Origin of the sequence: Limnohabitans sp. Rim28 (genome assembly GCF_000293865.2) — a bacterium.
GTDB lineage: Bacteria > Pseudomonadota > Gammaproteobacteria > Burkholderiales > Burkholderiaceae_C > Limnohabitans_A.
The window spans coordinates 238,760-253,959 of sequence record NZ_ALKN02000001.1; the positions used below are offsets into that span (position 1 = coordinate 238,760).

At 60.7% G+C, this 15,200-nt stretch carries 15 protein-coding genes; 7 read left to right on the forward strand and 8 right to left on the reverse strand.

Translation table 11 applies throughout. From position 1 onward, the window contains the following. The first annotated feature begins 41 nt into the window (after positions 1–41). Together mfd and serB are read left to right on the forward strand one after the other, a co-directional pair. A complete protein-coding gene (gene mfd / locus B472_RS01075; protein ID WP_026039733.1) occupies positions 42–3,536 on the forward strand; it encodes a transcription-repair coupling factor in 3,495 nt (1,164 codons plus the stop codon). A gap of 32 nt (positions 3,537–3,568) precedes the next feature. Further along, on the forward strand, positions 3,569–4,285 hold the full coding sequence (gene serB / locus B472_RS01080) for a phosphoserine phosphatase SerB (protein ID WP_019427975.1): 717 nt from the start codon (positions 3,569–3,571) through the stop codon (positions 4,283–4,285). A gap of 12 nt (positions 4,286–4,297) precedes the next feature. Here serB and B472_RS01085 read toward each other — a convergent pair whose 3' ends face one another. The 3 genes from B472_RS01085 to B472_RS01095 are packed head-to-tail and all read right to left on the reverse strand — an operon-like array spanning position 4,298 to position 6,521. Beyond that, complete coding sequence (locus B472_RS01085) at positions 4,298–4,507, reverse strand: DUF3820 family protein (RefSeq protein WP_019427976.1); 210 nt, start codon at positions 4,505–4,507, stop codon at positions 4,298–4,300. Positions 4,508–4,523: 16 nt separating this feature from the next. Continuing rightward, positions 4,524–5,321, reverse strand: a complete 798-nt coding sequence (locus tag B472_RS01090) for an alpha/beta fold hydrolase (protein ID WP_019427977.1) — start codon at positions 5,319–5,321, stop codon at positions 4,524–4,526. A gap of 3 nt (positions 5,322–5,324) precedes the next feature. Beyond that, complete coding sequence (locus B472_RS01095) at positions 5,325–6,521, reverse strand: PLP-dependent aminotransferase family protein (protein WP_019427978.1); 1,197 nt, start codon at positions 6,519–6,521, stop codon at positions 5,325–5,327. Positions 6,522–6,587: 66 nt separating this feature from the next. Here B472_RS01095 and nth point away from each other — a divergent pair, with 66 nt between their 5' ends. The 5 genes from nth (at position 6,588) to B472_RS01120 (ending at position 11,435) form a co-directional block, all read left to right on the forward strand. Next, positions 6,588–7,220, forward strand: a complete 633-nt coding sequence (nth, locus tag B472_RS01100; RefSeq protein WP_019427979.1) for an endonuclease III — start codon at positions 6,588–6,590, stop codon at positions 7,218–7,220. Positions 7,221–7,367: 147 nt separating this feature from the next. Next, on the forward strand, positions 7,368–8,153 hold the full coding sequence (locus B472_RS01105) for a DUF3348 family protein (RefSeq protein WP_026039735.1): 786 nt from the start codon (positions 7,368–7,370) through the stop codon (positions 8,151–8,153). Beyond that, positions 8,150–10,189: a hypothetical protein gene (locus tag B472_RS01110; protein ID WP_019427982.1), complete on the forward strand. Its 2,040-nt coding sequence runs from the start codon at positions 8,150–8,152 to the stop codon at positions 10,187–10,189. Before B472_RS01105 ends, B472_RS01110 begins: the two co-directional genes overlap by 4 nt. Next, a complete protein-coding gene (locus B472_RS01115; RefSeq protein ID WP_019427983.1) occupies positions 10,189–10,839 on the forward strand; it encodes an OmpA family protein in 651 nt (216 codons plus the stop codon). The genes B472_RS01110 and B472_RS01115 overlap by 1 nt, the downstream gene beginning before the upstream one ends. Beyond that, the gene (locus B472_RS01120) at positions 10,836–11,435 is read left to right on the forward strand and encodes a DUF2894 domain-containing protein (RefSeq protein ID WP_019427984.1); all 600 of its coding nucleotides are present in this window, start codon (positions 10,836–10,838) and stop codon (positions 11,433–11,435) included. Before B472_RS01115 ends, B472_RS01120 begins: the two co-directional genes overlap by 4 nt. Here the strand turns inward: B472_RS01120 and B472_RS01125 are convergent. From B472_RS01125 to B472_RS01145, 5 genes are read right to left on the reverse strand one after another with little or no spacing between them, the layout of a single operon-like run. Continuing rightward, entirely contained in the window at positions 11,420–11,662 is a 243-nt protein-coding gene (locus B472_RS01125; protein WP_019427985.1) for a glutaredoxin domain-containing protein, read from the reverse strand. The genes B472_RS01120 and B472_RS01125 overlap by 16 nt on opposite strands. Positions 11,663–11,699: 37 nt before the next feature. Continuing rightward, entirely contained in the window at positions 11,700–12,467 is a 768-nt protein-coding gene (locus B472_RS01130; protein ID WP_019427986.1) for an ABC transporter ATP-binding protein, read from the reverse strand. After that, positions 12,464–13,477, reverse strand: a complete 1,014-nt coding sequence (locus B472_RS01135) for an iron ABC transporter permease (RefSeq protein ID WP_019427987.1) — start codon at positions 13,475–13,477, stop codon at positions 12,464–12,466. The genes B472_RS01130 and B472_RS01135 overlap by 4 nt, the downstream gene beginning before the upstream one ends. Then, positions 13,474–14,400: an ABC transporter substrate-binding protein gene (locus B472_RS01140; RefSeq protein ID WP_019427988.1), complete on the reverse strand. Its 927-nt coding sequence runs from the start codon at positions 14,398–14,400 to the stop codon at positions 13,474–13,476. The genes B472_RS01135 and B472_RS01140 overlap by 4 nt, the downstream gene beginning before the upstream one ends. Continuing rightward, positions 14,393–15,196, reverse strand: coding sequence for an ABC transporter substrate-binding protein (locus tag B472_RS01145; protein ID WP_019427989.1), 804 nt, complete (start codon positions 15,194–15,196; stop codon positions 14,393–14,395). The genes B472_RS01140 and B472_RS01145 overlap by 8 nt, the downstream gene beginning before the upstream one ends. Positions 15,197–15,200 lie beyond the last annotated feature (4 nt).

Consider the following 15,200-nt stretch of genomic DNA (forward strand, 5'->3'; position numbering starts at 1 on the left):
TTCTTGGCGGGGGGTGTTTTGCTTTTTTGATCGCCATTGCCATGCAACTGCCCAGCCTGATTTCCGGCAAACGTTTCACCCTGCCTCGCCCCGCCGGATCGGCCGATGCCGTGCTGCTGGCCCAGCTGGCCGAGCGCGAAAAAAAGGCAGGCAAGATCACCGCCATCGTCACCGCCGACGCGGCCGATGCCCAAAGGCTGATGGACGAGTTGGTGTTTTTTGCACCCGATCTGCGCTGCGTGATGTTCCCCGATTGGGAAACACTGCCCTACGACACCTTCTCGCCGCACCAAGACCTGATCAGTGAGCGGCTGGCCGCGCTGTGGCGCATCAAGCAGCGCAATCACCCCGAAAGCGCCGACGTGGTGCTGGTGCCGGCCACCACCGCGCTGTACCGGCTGGCCCCACCGTCTTTTTTGGCGGGTTACACCTTCGAATTCAAGGTCAAACAAAAGCTGGACGAAGCCCAACTCAAGGCGCAATTGACTTTGGCGGGTTACGCGCATGTGAGCCAAGTGGTCAGCCCCGGCGAATACGCGGTGCGGGGCGGACTGATCGACCTTTTCCCCATGGGCTCTCTGGTGCCTTACCGAGTGGATTTGTTCGATGACGAGATCGACAGCATCCGAACCTTTGACCCCGACAGCCAGCGCAGCCTCTACCCCGTGCCCGAAGTGCGGCTTTTGCCTGGGCGCGAATTCCCGATGGACGAAGCCGCGCGTGCACGCTTCAGAAGCCGCTGGCGCGAGCTGCTCGAAGGTGACCCGACCAAAAGCCGCATTTACAAAGACATGGGCAATGGCGTCGCCACAGCGGGCATCGAGTACTACCTGCCACTGTTTTTTGAAGAAACCGCCACCGTTTTCAACTATCTGGGCGCGGGTGAAGCCAACGCCGCCACGGTGGTGTTGCACGGCGACCTGGAGCCTTCGTTCCAGCGCTTTTGGCAAGACACCAAAGACCGCTACCGCTTGGTGCAAGGCGACCCCGAGCGGCCGGTGCTGCCGCCCGAAGCGTTGTTTTTGAGCGCAGAGCAGTTCTACACACTGACCCATGCCCACGCGCAACTGGCGCTTCGACAAAGCGCAGGCGACGTACCGGACAACGCATTTGCGCAAAGTCTGCCCGAACTCACCGTAGTGCGCGGTGCCGATGACCCCTTGGCGCGCCTGCAAGCGCATATTCGCAGCAGCACCAGCCGGATGCTGATCTTGGCCGAGAGCGACGGCCGACGCGAAAGCCTGCTCGACTTCGTACGCTCCAGCGGCCTCACGCCCCCGGTGTTCGACAGCCTGCAAGCGTTTTTGGCCAGCGACGAAAAAGTGGGCATGGCCACGTCCACCCTCAACCAAGGCTTTCACTGGTTCGAGCACAACATCGACCTGGTCACCGAAACCGAACTCTTTGCGGCGGGTGCCACCACACGACGCCGCAAAAAACAAGAACAAGTCAGCGATGTCGAAGCGCTGATCAAAGACCTGAGCGAACTCAACGTGGGTGACCCGGTGGTGCACAGCCAACACGGCATTGGCCGCTACCGGGGCCTGGTCAACATGGACATGGGTCAAAAAAACAGCGATGGCAGTCCGGCCGTACAAGAGTTTTTGCACCTCGAATACGCAGGTGATGCGGCACTCTATGTGCCCGTCAGCCAACTGCAACTCATTGGCCGTTACACCGGGGTCAGCGCCGAAGAGGCGCCTTTGCACAAGTTGGGTTCAGGCCAATGGGAAAAGGCCAAACGCAAAGCCGCCGAGCAAGTGCGCGATTCGGCTGCCGAGCTGCTCAACATTTACGCCCGCCGCGCCGCACGCGAAGGCCATCCTTTCCGCTACAGCCCGCAAGACTACGAAACCTTTGCCAACGACTTTGGCTTTGAAGAAACCGCCGACCAAAAGGCCGCCATCCACTGCGTGATCCAAGACATGATCAGCCCCCGCCCCATGGACCGGCTGGTGTGTGGCGACGTGGGTTTTGGCAAGACCGAGGTGGCCTTGCGTGCCGCATTTGTGGCCGTCACAGGCGGCAAGCAAGTGGCCATTTTGGCCCCCACCACCCTCCTGGCCGAGCAGCATTACCAAACCTTGAAAGACCGCTTCGCCAAATGGCCGGTCAAGGTGGCCGAGATCTCACGCTTTCGTTCGGGCAAAGAAGTCACCGCCGCCCTCAAAGGCATTGCCGATGGCACGGTGGACATTGTGGTCGGCACGCACAAGCTGCTGAGCGAGTCCACCCAATTCCACGATCTTGGCCTGCTCATCATCGATGAGGAACACCGTTTTGGTGTGCGCCACAAAGAGGCCATGAAAGCCCTGCGGGCCGAAGTTGATGTGCTCACCCTGACCGCTACGCCCATTCCCCGCACCATGGGCATGGCGCTCGAAGGTTTGCGCGATTTGAGCGTGATCGCCACCGCGCCCCAGCGCCGTCTGGCCATCAAGACCTTTGTGCGCAACGAAGGCACGGGTGTGATCCGCGAGGCGGTGCTGCGCGAACTCAAACGCGGCGGTCAGGTGTACTTTTTGCACAACGAGGTCGACACGATCGAGAACCGCAAGCAAAAGCTCGAGGAAATCCTGCCCGAAGCCCGCATCGCCGTGGCCCACGGCCAGATGCCCGAGCGTGAACTCGAGCGTGTGATGCGCGACTTTGTGGCCCAGCGCTACAACATCTTGCTCTGCTCGACCATCATCGAGACCGGCATTGACGTGCCGACGGCCAACACCATCATCATGAGCCGAGCCGACAAATTCGGCTTGGCCCAGCTGCACCAATTGCGTGGCCGTGTGGGCCGCTCGCACCACCAAGCCTATGCGTATTTGATGGTGCCCGAGATCGAAGGCCTGACCAAACAGGCGGCCCAGCGGCTCGATGCCATCCAGCAAATGGAAGAACTGGGCAGCGGCTTTTATCTGGCCATGCACGACCTGGAGATTCGCGGCGCGGGCGAGGTGCTGGGCGAAAACCAGAGCGGCAACATGCTCGAAGTGGGTTTTCAGCTTTACAACGAAATGCTGTCCGAGGCGGTGCGCTGCCTCAAAGCGGGCAAAGAGCCCGATTTGCTCAGCCCCCTGTCGGTCACGACCGACATCAACCTGCACGCCCCTGCCCTGCTGCCCAACGACTATTGTGGCGACGTGCACCTGCGCCTGTCGTTTTACAAAAAGCTGGCCACCGCCAAAACCAGCGACCAGATCGACGCCTTGCTGGAAGAGCTGGTGGACCGCTTTGGCAAACTGCCACCGCAGGCGCAAACGCTGGTGGATGTGCACCGCCTGCGGGTGCTGACCCAGCCCTACGGCGTGGTCAAAGTCGACGCGGCTCCTGGCGTCATCCAGATCACCTTCAAGCCCAACCCGCCCGTGGACCCCATGGCCATCATTGGCCTGATTCAAAAGAACAAACACATCAAGCTGGCGGGCAACGACAAAATCCGCATCGAACGCGAACTGCCCGACCCCAAAGCGCGGGCGCAGATGGTGCGGGATGTGCTGCGCAGCTTGGGGCAACCCCAAGCGGAAACCGTTCCAGCCTGAGCCATTTCAACGATCTTTGATAATCCTGACCTATGACCACCGCTACCGAATTCGCCCCTGGCCTTGCCATTCAGGGCTTCAACGCGCCCCTGCCGCTGTCCCAATTCAAGCTGATCGCGTTTGACATGGACTCCACGCTCATCAGCATCGAATGCATCGATGAGATCGCCGATGCCGTGGGCCGCAAAGCCGAGGTCGCCGCCATCACCGAGGCCGCCATGCGCGGCGAGATCACCGACTTCAAAGAAAGCCTGCGCCGACGCTTGGCCCTGCTCAAGGGCGTGACGCTGGCCGACATGGAGCGCGTGTACACCGAGCGCCTGAACATCAACCCCGGCGCAGCCGAGTTGATTGCCGCTTGCCAAAAGGCGGGCATGAAGGTGCTGCTGGTCTCGGGGGGGTTCACCTTCTTTGCCGACCGCGTCAAAGAGCGCCTGAACATCGACTTCGCCCGTTCCAACCGGCTGGAGGTGGTCAACGGTGAACTCACGGGCGGCTTGGTGATGCAAAGCTGGGGCGACATTTGCGACGGTGCCGAGAAGCGCAGAACTTTGCTGGAAATGGCCTCGTTGATGGACGTTGAGCCAAATCAATGCATCGCTGTCGGCGACGGTGCCAATGACCTGCCCATGATGGGCGCCGCGGGATTGTCGGTGGCCTACCACGCCAAACCCAAGGTGCGCGAGCAAGCCATGGTCGCCATCAACCAAGGTGGGCTCGACCGCTTGCTGGAAGTCGTCAAGCCCTGAAGTCACACCCTCTCAGCGGCGCAGCGGTTTGAGCAAATCGCTCAGGCCATTGTGGTCGATCTCTTGCATCAGCTGCAGCAATTGCCCGATTTCACCTTTGGGAAAACCTTCACGCGCAAACCAATTGAGGTAGTTACCGGGCAAATCGGCGATCAACATGCCTTTGTGTTTGCCGTAAGGCATCGGGGTGGTCACCAGCTTCACCAGGTCTTCGGGTTTCAAGCCTGCCCCCTCAAAGCTAGCCCCACAGCCAGCTGCGCACCCGGGCATGGAAGGCCTCGGGCCGTGAAATCATCACCCAATGCCCACAGGGCAAGCCTTGCACCGCACTGCCAGGCTGGGCAGCGACTTTTCCCAGCCATTGGGTCGAATGGAACATGAAGGGTTTGCGCTCGCCATAGACAAACAGCAGCGGCATCGGCAACTGGACGGGCGCCGCATGCTTCAAGCCACCCGCCGTACCGAACCATTGCATGGCATAGGGGTAGTTCATCTTGTGGGTGATGCGGCCAGCATCGGAGGGACAGCGCAGCCACCGCGCCATGGCGCGGGTCATGCGGGTGCCCAAATTGCCACCCAACTTCCACGCCAAGGCCAGCCACACCTGATAACCCATGACGGACAGCTTTTCCTTGAAGCCCCAACTGCGCAACAAGGCCCCCGAATTGTGGTCGCCCACGTCCACCGCCACCACGCGGGCCACCCGATCGGGGTGGCGCATGGCGAATTCATACCCAAACATGCAGCCCCAGTCGTGCAGCATCAAGGTCACCGGCTGGTCGGGGCTGATGCGGTCAACAATCTGACGCAACAGCTGGCACATATCGTCCAAGCGGGTGACTGCAGGGCCGGATTCAAAACCGGGCAAGGTCAGGCGGGCGCAGATGGCGCGGTCTTGCAAGGCCGCCACAGTGCCGTCCCACAAGGCTCGTGTGTCAGGCCAGCCGTGCAGCATGAGAATGACTTCATCACCCTGCCCCTGCAGCCAGACTTCGGTGCCGTTGACGGTAATGCACAGTTCCGTTCCCGCAGCCATGGCTCAAAGCGCTTTGGCCAGCCGCGAAACACCTTGCAGAATCTTGTCTTCGCCCACGGTGGCAAAGCTCAAGCGGAAGGTGGCGTGGTCGGGGTTGGCACAGAAGAACGGTGTACCCGGCACAAAGGCCACACCTTGTTCGATGGCACGTTTGGCAAACACGTTGCCGTCATTCACCTTGCCGCCTGCACCCGTGAGGCGCGCCCAAACAAACAGACCCCCTTCGGGCTGCACAAAAGACACCGCATCGCCCAACTCACGGCGCAGCGCATCGCCCATGGTTTGGGCGCGTTGGGCGTACACGGCGCGCACCTTGTCCAATGTGGCGGGCATGCGGCCGGCCAACAGGTATTGCGCCGCCGTGGCCTGGGCAAAAGTGCTGGTGTGCGCGTCGCTGAACTGTTTGCACATGGTGGCGCGGGCCAACAATTCAGGGGGCGCAACCATCCAGCCCACACGCAGGCCGGGGGACAGCACTTTGGACAAAGAGCCGCAATGCACCAACAACTCACGGCTGCCAGGCACGGTGCTGCTCAAGGCCAACAGGCTGGGCGGTGGGGCTTCGCCAAAATACAGATCGCCATACGGGTCGTCTTCGACAATCAGGGTTTGGTGCTTGACGGCCATTTCCAGAACTTGGCGGCGACGCTCAGCAGTCATCAGGGCTCCACTCGGATTACCGAAAGTGGGTATCAGGTAGACAAACTTCGGTTGGTGCTCGGCGATCAGTTTTTCCAGCTCGTCGGTCTTGACGCCATGACCGTCCACCGGGGCACTGATGAGCTCGGCCCCATACAAACGGAAGCACTGGATGGTGGCCAGAAAGGTCGGGCCTTCGACGATCACTTTGTCGCCGGGGCTGATCATGGTTTTACCGATCAAATCCAGCCCCTGCTGGCTGCCAGTGGTCACGATCAACTGGTCTGCGGTCACGTCTTTGCTGCCCTTTTGGGCCATGAAGTGGGCCAGTTGCTCACGCAGCGGGCCAAAGCCCTCGGTCGCGCCGTATTGCAGGGCGGCGCCGGGGTCTTGGGTCAAAGCCAAATTACTGGCTTCGCGGATGCCCTCGACGTCAAACATGGCGCTGTCAGGAAAACCACCTGCAAAACTGATGATGCCGGGCTTGCCCAGAAGCTTGAACAGCTCACGGATGGCGGAAGTTTCGACATTGTTCAGGCGGTCGGCAAATTGCAAAGGCATGGTGTATCTTCCCGTGTTGACTTGGGCATCATTTTGCCAACATCTGCACCCCTACTTTTGACCCTCATGAAACCCGCACAGATCGAATCTTTCTTTGCCACGCTGAAAGCCGCCAACCCCATGCCCGTGACCGAGCTGGAATACACCAGTGTGTTCGAGTTGCTGGCCGCCGTGCTGCTGTCGGCCCAAGCGACCGACGTGGGCGTGAACAAGGCCACGCGCAAGTTGTTTCCGGTGGCGGGCACCCCTCAAAAGATCCTGGACCTCGGTCTGGAGGGGCTAGAGGGCTACATCAAGACCATTGGCCTGTACCGCAGCAAGGCCAAACACCTGATGGAAACCTGCCGGATTTTGGTGGAGCAACACGGCGGCCAAGTGCCGCGCAGCCGCGAAGCCCTCGAAGCCCTGCCCGGTGTGGGCCGCAAAACCGCCAATGTGGTGCTCAATTCGGCTTTTGGCGAAGCCACCATGGCAGTGGACACGCACATCTTTCGAATGGGCAACCGCACGGGCCTAGCCCCGGGCAAAACGCCCTTGGCGGTTGAACTGAAACTGCTCAAACGCATCCCTTCCAAGTATTTGGTGGATGCCCACCACTGGCTGATCCTGCACGGCCGCTACGTCTGCCAAGCGCGCAAACCGCTGTGCGGCCAATGCTCGGTGGCGGCTTTTTGCGATTTCAAGCCCAAAACACCCTGAGATTCGACCCGACGGCAGGGCCAAAATCAGGCATGTGGGGCGGGTAAAATCACACCTTTGCCAGATTGGTTGCGTTCGTCCACAGGGCACATGCCTGCCTCCCCAAGAGCCTTGACGCTCGGTTTTCCCAAGTCCACATACCCTTCCATGACGCGCCCCTTGCCGCGTGCCCACTTCAACAGCTCCCCCTTGGTGCGGTTTTTGACCGAAAACACCATGATGGAGCCTGTCCAAGCAACAGAGGATGTGGGGCAAAAGCTGGGCGATTGGCTCAATTTTCGCCAAGCCATCGCCTTGCAAAGCGTTTTGCAGGCGGGTCCAGGTGGCCCTGAAGCCTTGCCGGCCCACCGCCAGCGTGCAGCGCCCATCAACCCAGCCGCCTTGGCCAGACATGTCGACAAAATCAGGGCGCAATTGACCGAGTCGATCAACCAAGGGGCGCCAGCCGGCTCGGGCTTGGCACTCATCCAGATGCCTGCTGCCGATCTGGACGATCCGGTTGACCCCAAAACCGCTTTTGCCCCTTACCGGCGATTTCACGCCGCACACCAGCGTCAGATGGAAACATGCTTGCGCAGCCTGCGAGCCAGTGTGCGCCTACAGCTGACCAAGCGAGGGGGCCACTTGCAGCAATTGGCCACACTCGACACCGCACTGGAAAACATCCTCAGCGAACGCGAAGCCTTGCTGCTGGGTAAGGTGATCAAAATGCTTGAAAAACGTTTTGTTCAAGCCCTCAAACTTCATCTCAAACAGCAAAACGACGCTGTATCGGACACGGCCAGCCCTCAGGGTGTGCACCAGCAGACCTTGTCATGGTTGATGCCACACCGCCAAGCGCTGCGCAGCGCATTGTTGGCCGAATTGGACACCCGCTTGCAGCCCACCCTCGGTTTGCTGGAAGCCCTCACATCAGAGAACCCCGACACATGAAACGCTTTTCTTTTTCAATCGCCTTTGGTTTGGGCGCGCTGGCGCTGCTTTGGGTAGCCGCTGCCGTGGCCAGCAGCCATTTTTTGGTGCTGGTGATGACGGCGTTGATCGGCGCGGTGTATGCCTTTGGCGCGCTGGAGTTGCGCCAATACCGGGCCACCACGCAGACCATGAACCAAGCTTTGGCGCAACTGCCACCTGACTTGGTCCACTTGAACGATTGGCTGATCACCTTGCCCGCCGATGTCCAAAATCCAGTGCGTCAGCGGGTTGAAGGCGAGCGCGTGGGCCTGCCCGGCCCTGTGTTCACGCCCTATTTGATCGGTCTTTTGGTCATGCTGGGCATGTTGGGCACCTTTTTGGGCATGGTGGTCACCCTGAACGGCGCGGTGTTTGCGCTCGAAGGCTCGAGCAGCATCGCCGGCGTGCGTGCCGCCTTCTCTGAACCCATCAAAGGTTTGGGATTGGCCTTCGGGACATCGGTAGCGGGGGTGGCCACCTCGGCCATGCTGGGCCTGATGAGCAGCTTGGCACGGCAAGAACGCGCTTTGGCATCACAACAACTGGACAGCTTGATTCCCACGCATTTGCACCGGTTCTCACTCACGCACCAGCGTCAAGCAACTTACAAGGCCCTGCAACAACAAGCACAGGCGCTGCCCCAAGTGGTTGAACAACTGCAAAACATGATGGTGCAAATGGCCAGCACCAGTGAACAGCTGCACGCGCGCTTGCTGTCCAACCAGCAAGGCTTTCACCAAGAAGCGCATAGCGCCTACTCGGGTTTGGCCCAGTCGGTGGACCAATCTTTGCAACGCAGCTTGAGCCAAAGCCTGCAATTGGCCACAGACAGCATGAAACCCATGGTGCAAGCGAGCATGGCGCAGCTGGCCCAGCAGGCCCAAACCCTGAACGATCGCTTGCAGCAGATTGCTCAGGTGCAGCTGAGCGAGATCAACACCCAACTCACCGGCACGGCCAAAGCGATGGTCGACCACATCGGCACCGCCCAAGCCGAGCAAAACGCAAAGCTCAACAGCGCCGATCAAGAGCGACTGCAGGTTTGGCAAGCGGCACTGGCGCAAATGGCTTCATCGCTCAGCACCCAATGGCAAGCCTCGGGCGCGCAGACCTTGGCGCAACAACAAGCCCTCTGCGACACCTTGGCTCGAACAGCACAAGAACTGACAACCCACACGCAAACGCAAGCCACTCAGACCTTGGCCGAAATTACCCGCCTGATGGGCAGCAGCGAAGCCCTCGTTCGGCAGCGCATCGACTCAGAAGCCACTTGGACCGCCCAACATGCCGCGCGTGCGCAAGAACTGTCTGTGGTTTTGCGCCAAGAACTGGGGGCACTGCGCGATCAAGAAGCCCAGCGCGGCGATGCCGCAGTCGCGCGCCTGGCCGATCTGCAAACGGCCTTGACACATCACTTGGGCACCTTGGGCACAGCCCTGGAAGACCCCATCAACCGCTTGATTGAGACCGCATCACAAGCCCCCAAAGCTGCAGCCGAAGTCATTGGCCAGTTGCGCCAGGAAATTTCAGTGAGCGTGGCACGCGACAACGCGCTGCTGGAGGAGCGCACCCGAATCTTGGCCACGCTCAGCACCTTGCTGGACGCGATCAACCATGCCTCCACAGAGCAGCGCGGTGTGATCGAAGCGCTGGTGACCTCAAGCCAGGCCACGCTGGACGAAGCCAGCGGCAAGTTCCAAGACCATGTGACTGCCGAGACCGACAAGCTCGGTGGCATCGCCGCGCAGGTCACGGCCAGTGCGGTGGATGTGGCGAGCCTGGGTGAAACCTTTGGCTTCGCTGTGCGCGCCTTCAGCGAAACCAACGACAAACTCATGGCCCACTTGCAACGCATCGAAGCGGCGATGAACAAGTCGATGACACGCAGCGACGAACAACTGGCTTACTACGTGGCGCAGGCTAGGGAAATTGTGGACTTGAGCATTGGCAGCCAAAAGGATGTGCTCGAAGCGCTCCAGCGGCGCACCGACTTGGCCACGCAAGGGGCCGTCTGATGCTGGAGAACGATGCCGACGTCGATTCCACGTCACCCACCTGGATGTCATTTGCAGACCTGATGACCGGTTTGCTGGGGGCCTTTGTCTTGCTGTTGGTCGGCGTGATGGCTGCACAGTTGGACATGGCCTCCAAATTGGAAGACGAGGTGCAAAAACGCCAAGTGGCTGAACAAAAACGCTTGTCGCTGGAGCAAGCGCTGGCCATTCCTTTGGCCAGCGGGCGCATCACTTTGAACAACGGGCGCATCGGCATCAGTGGCAAACTCTTGTTCGAGCTCAACTCAGACAAGCTCGAGCCCGAAGGTCGCCAACTGCTCAAAAGTTTGGTGGTGCCATTGCGCAGTTATCTGCAGTCACGCGATGAGATGCTGATGGTCAGTGGCTTCACCGACGACAAAGCCATCGGACAACGCAACCGCCAATTTGAGGACAACTGGGAGCTTTCAGCCCAACGTGCCCTCACAGTGACCCGAACTTTGATTGAGGAAGGCATGCCATCCTCGGCCCTGTTCGCCGCCGCATTCGGGCAAGAGCAACCGCTGGTGGCCAACACCAACGACCAGGCCCGGGCCCAAAACCGCCGGGTCGAGATGGCACCCGTCCCCAAAGCGGCCAAGGCCGCTCAAGCGGTGACAGCGACGCAATGACCAACGCCACTTCGCCAAGGCCTGCGCTCGCCACCTTGGACCCGGTGGGCTGGCATTACACCGAACAGCTGGCGCAACGCGCCAGCGAGGCCACGGGCCTCACGCGCGATTTGTTGTTGGCCAAATTGGAAAAAACCTTGGCCGAGATGAATGCGCGCTGGGATGCCAAGACGCTGAACGGCGAGCCAGACGCAGCACCCCATGCCGAAGCCGCTTTACCCTCGCCTTTGGCGCAACTGCTGCAAGAGATGACACCAGCCTCTGTTGAAACACGGCCAAGTCAGCCCAACACTTGGCGCGCCGAAAGCCCTCGCCTTCAACAGTTTCGCAAGCAACTGGGACAAATCAGTGTGCAAAAACAGGTGTCCCAAGCCATGGCACAAGCCCCGAAAAATGCTGGACCCATCAACTCACACATGCTGGTGTTGCGCTCACTGCGTCTGATGCGCGAGGCGTCGCCGGACTACCTGGGCAGGTTCATGGTCTATCTGGACACACTGTTGTGTCTGGAGGAAGCGGTAACCGCAAAAACAGCCGCCCGAAAAGCATCGGGCACAACGGCAGTCAAGCGACAAGGGCTTCAGAGCCCCAGTTGAACCAATGCGGCCTGCAAACCCGCCAAGCCACCCACGCGCTGGTCGTTGATGAAGATTTGGGGCATTTGGCGGACCGAAGGACCACATTTTTCAAAGAAAGCCATGCGTTCGGCTTCGCCGTCGATCTTGATTTCTTCGTAAGCCAATGACTTGGTTTTGAGCACCATCTTGGCGGAATCGCATTGGGGGCATGCGGACTTGGAGTAGACGACGATTTTGAGTTCCATGCCTGAAATTCTAGCGAAAGATGGTCAAGGGGGCCGTTCAGGCCTTGCGCGGCAAAACCACCCACTGGCCATCCAGCGCATGGATGCGGATGCGGTGCTCAAACACCGATTCAATGGCCGCATGCGTGGCGGCATCCTGGCCTGCGCCATGGTGAACGACTTGGCCATCACACATGACCACGATGTCGTCGGCGTGCAGGGCCATGCCAATCTCGTGCAGCACACTGACCACCGTGGTGCCCTGGGCCAGCAAACAATGCACCTGCTCCAGCCAATCCACTTGGTGCGGCGGGTCCAAGTTGGCCAACGGTTCGTCCATCAGCAGGATGGGCGCGTTGCCCGCCATGGCGCGGGCCAACAAAACACGCTGACGCTCCCCCCCCGATAGCTCACCCAGCGTGCGCTCACGCCAATCCCAAGCCTGAGTGGCTCTCAGCACGGCTTCGACCATTTGCGCATCTTGCGCTTGGGGTGAACCCCAGCAACTTTGGTGCGGCAAACGCCCGAGCATGGCCACGTCCCAAACCCGCAAGTCCAAACTGCTGGCCTCGCCCTGACCCAACCAGGACAATTGAAGTGCCCGGAACTGGCGCGTCAAAGAGGCCAAAGGCTGGCCTTGCCAAAACACCTGCCCACTGTGTGGCAACAAACCCGCCATGGCTTTGAGCAGGCTCGATTTGCCCGCACCGTTGGGGCCCACCACGCAGGTCCAGCGGCCTGTCGCGAGCGCCAAATCAATGTTTTTGAGGACCTGGCGTCCCCCCAAGGTGGCACTCAGTTGATGGGTTTTCAGCGCGGCCGTCATGCCCCACCCCCTGTCCTGGCACCGGTGTCGGCATCGCGGTACACCCGCCACAGCAAATAGCCACCGCCCAGCACCGCCGTGAGCACGCCTACGGGCAGCTCTTGCGGAGCCAACAAGACACGGGCCATCACATCGGCCAGCACCAACAAAGCACCGCCCATCAGCGCCGACAACCACAATCGCCAGGCATGGGTGCAACGAACCAGCGAGCGCACCAAATGCGGCGCCGCCAAACCCACAAACGCCACCAAACCGATGTGCGCCACCGCAGCACCTGTGGCCAAAGAAATCACGCCCACCAGCACCATGCGGGCCAAGGGCAGCGGCACACCCAGGCTTTGCGCAGTCGCTTCACCCAAGCTCAGCGCGTCCAACACGCGTGCAAATACCCAAGCCAGAGCCATGCACAAGGCCAGCACGCCCGCCAAGGTGGCGCAGGCGGTCCAGCTGACAAAAGCCGTAGAGCCGAGCATGAAGCCCTGCATGGCCTGCAAAACCTGGGGCTGGAGCATCGACATCAAAGACGTCACCGCCCCCAACACCACACCCACCACCACGCCCGCCAACAACAGGCGCAGGGTTTGTTGCACACCGCGTGCCAAAACCAGCGTGAGCACCACCGCCAGCACCGCGCCCACAAAGGCAGCCCCCGTGAGGCCCAAGCCGAGCCATGCGCTCGTGGCCCCAGCGATGCCGCCAAACAGGCTCAGAAAAACGCCCACACCCAGCGATGCGCCCGAAGCGCTGCCCAGCAAATACGGGTCAGCCAGAGGGTTGCGAAACAGGCCCTGCGCCACAGCCCCGGCCAAGCCCAGCAAGGCGCCGCCCAACCACGCGCCCAAGCTGCGCGGCAAGCGAATGTCCCACACAATTTGTTGGGCCACCGGATCGGCCGTTGCCACCCACCAGGCCTGCCAGCCTTGGCTGCCTGCGCTTGTGCCCAGCAACACCACAAGCCACCCCAGGGTCAAAAGGCCCCCAGCCAAAATCGGTGCGCGGGCGGTGGTCAACGCAACACCCCGCTGTTGGGGCTCACAAGCGCGTCGGCTTGAGCTGCTGCGCGGTTCAGGCAACCCGCCATCAGGCTTGCGCCTTCAGCCATGCGCGGGCCGGCGCGCACCAACATGTCCGACTCTTCGGGGGTGAAGACGCACAAGCGCTGGCCTTGCATGGCCCGCAAACGGCTCCAGCCTGGGCGTTGCGCCATGCTGGCGCGACTGCTGTCGCCCGCCATGATCACATCAGGCCGCGCTTGCACCACCCATTCGGGGTTGACCTGTGGAAACGGACCCATGGAAGCGGGCAAGATGTTGCCCACACCCATGCGCTTGAGCGTCTCTCCCATGAAGGACGATTCACTCGCACCGTAAGGTGCAGGACTGACCTCGAAATAAACACGCTGTTGGCGAGCAGCGGGGCTGAGCGAGGCGACCGCCGCCTGCACACCCTGTTGAATGTCTTGCCAGACCTTGTCGCTGTCAGCGGCAGGCACATTCAGCGCTTGCGCCACAGTGCGCCAAACACGCAGCGCATCCGCGTGGTTGCGTGGCTCTAGGCGCAGCACATTCAGTCCCAAAGCCTGCAAGCGGTCTGCGCCTCGCGTGGAGCCAGCAGCCAAGACCAAATCGGGCTTGAGCGCCACGATGCTCTCGATGTTGGGGTCCAAGCCGCCCCCGACACGCGGTATGGCTTTGACCGATTCCGGCCAATTGGAATAACGATCGAGACCCACCAATTTGTGACACTGCTGCAAGGCACACACGGTCTCCGTCAGGGACGGCAACAAGCTGACGATGCGCTGCGGGGCTTGAGCGATCTGCACCTTTTGCTGGCGGTCATCCAGCACGATGACGGCTTGGGCGGGCAGCGCGCACCCCCACATGGCCCCCACCAAGGCCAAAGATTGAGCCCAGCTTCGCAAGAGATCAGCCATGCAGCGCTTCCCACTGGCTGAAGATGCGGTGCATCTGCGCCACGCCATCCGTGAGAGACGCAGGACCGGGCTGCAAAATATCGGCCGATTTGATTTCAAAAATCTGGCCGGTGCGCACAGCAGGCACGTCTTGCCAGCCTGGGCGGGCAGCGACTTTTTCAGGCCGAAACTTTTTGCCACACCAAGAGCCGATGATGATGTCGGGCGCACGGTCAATGATGCTTTGACCCTCCGCGATGATGCGGTCTTTGCCCAGTGATTGCACAGCCAGTTCGGGGAAAACATCATCACCGCCAGCAATGCCCATCAGCTCGGACACCCAGCGGATGCCACTGATGTGCGGCTCGTCCCACTCCTCAAAGAACACTTTGGGGCGGCGCTTGAAACCTGCGGCCCGCAGCGCGATGGCATCCAGTTCGGTCCGCATGGCCTGCAAACGCGCCAAGCCCTGATCGGCCTGCCCCACCATGGCCGCCACTTGGTACAGCATCGAAAAAATCTCGTCCACACTGCGCTGATTGAAGATGGTGACCTGCACACCGGCCTTGATCAACAAAGAGGCGATATCGGCTTGAAGGTCCGAAAACCCAAAAACACAATCCGGTTTGAGCGCCAAGATCTTGTCGATCTTGGCGCTCAAAAACGCACTGACCTTGGGCTTTTCCGCGCGGGCACGGCGCGGACGCACCGTGTAGCCGCTGATGCCCACAATGCGCGCCTCTTCACCGAGGAGGTAAAGCCACTCCGTGGCCTCTTCGGTCAGGCAGACGATGCGTTGGGGCAATAAAGCGTGCATATCG

Bases quoted from the DNA above. Each gene is read 5' to 3' on its own strand.
- mfd (WP_026039733.1), top strand. From the start codon at position 42: ATGCAACTGCCCAGCCTGATTTCCGGCAAACGTTTCACCCTGCCTCGC.
- serB (WP_019427975.1), top strand. From the start codon at position 3,569: ATGACCACCGCTACCGAATTCGCCCCTGGCCTTGCCATTCAGGGCTTC.
- B472_RS01090 (WP_019427977.1), bottom strand. From the start codon at position 5,321: ATGGCTGCGGGAACGGAACTGTGCATTACCGTCAACGGCACCGAAGTC.
- B472_RS01095 (WP_019427978.1), bottom strand. From the start codon at position 6,521: ATGCCTTTGCAATTTGCCGACCGCCTGAACAATGTCGAAACTTCCGCC.
- nth (WP_019427979.1), top strand. From the start codon at position 6,588: ATGAAACCCGCACAGATCGAATCTTTCTTTGCCACGCTGAAAGCCGCC.
- B472_RS01105 (WP_026039735.1), top strand. From the start codon at position 7,368: ATGACGCGCCCCTTGCCGCGTGCCCACTTCAACAGCTCCCCCTTGGTG.
- B472_RS01110 (WP_019427982.1), top strand. From the start codon at position 8,150: ATGAAACGCTTTTCTTTTTCAATCGCCTTTGGTTTGGGCGCGCTGGCG.
- B472_RS01115 (WP_019427983.1), top strand. From the start codon at position 10,189: ATGCTGGAGAACGATGCCGACGTCGATTCCACGTCACCCACCTGGATG.
- B472_RS01120 (WP_019427984.1), top strand. From the start codon at position 10,836: ATGACCAACGCCACTTCGCCAAGGCCTGCGCTCGCCACCTTGGACCCG.
- B472_RS01125 (WP_019427985.1), bottom strand. From the start codon at position 11,662: ATGGAACTCAAAATCGTCGTCTACTCCAAGTCCGCATGCCCCCAATGC.
- B472_RS01130 (WP_019427986.1), bottom strand. From the start codon at position 12,467: ATGACGGCCGCGCTGAAAACCCATCAACTGAGTGCCACCTTGGGGGGA.
- B472_RS01140 (WP_019427988.1), bottom strand. From the start codon at position 14,400: ATGGCTGATCTCTTGCGAAGCTGGGCTCAATCTTTGGCCTTGGTGGGG.
- B472_RS01145 (WP_019427989.1), bottom strand. From the start codon at position 15,196: ATGCACGCTTTATTGCCCCAACGCATCGTCTGCCTGACCGAAGAGGCC.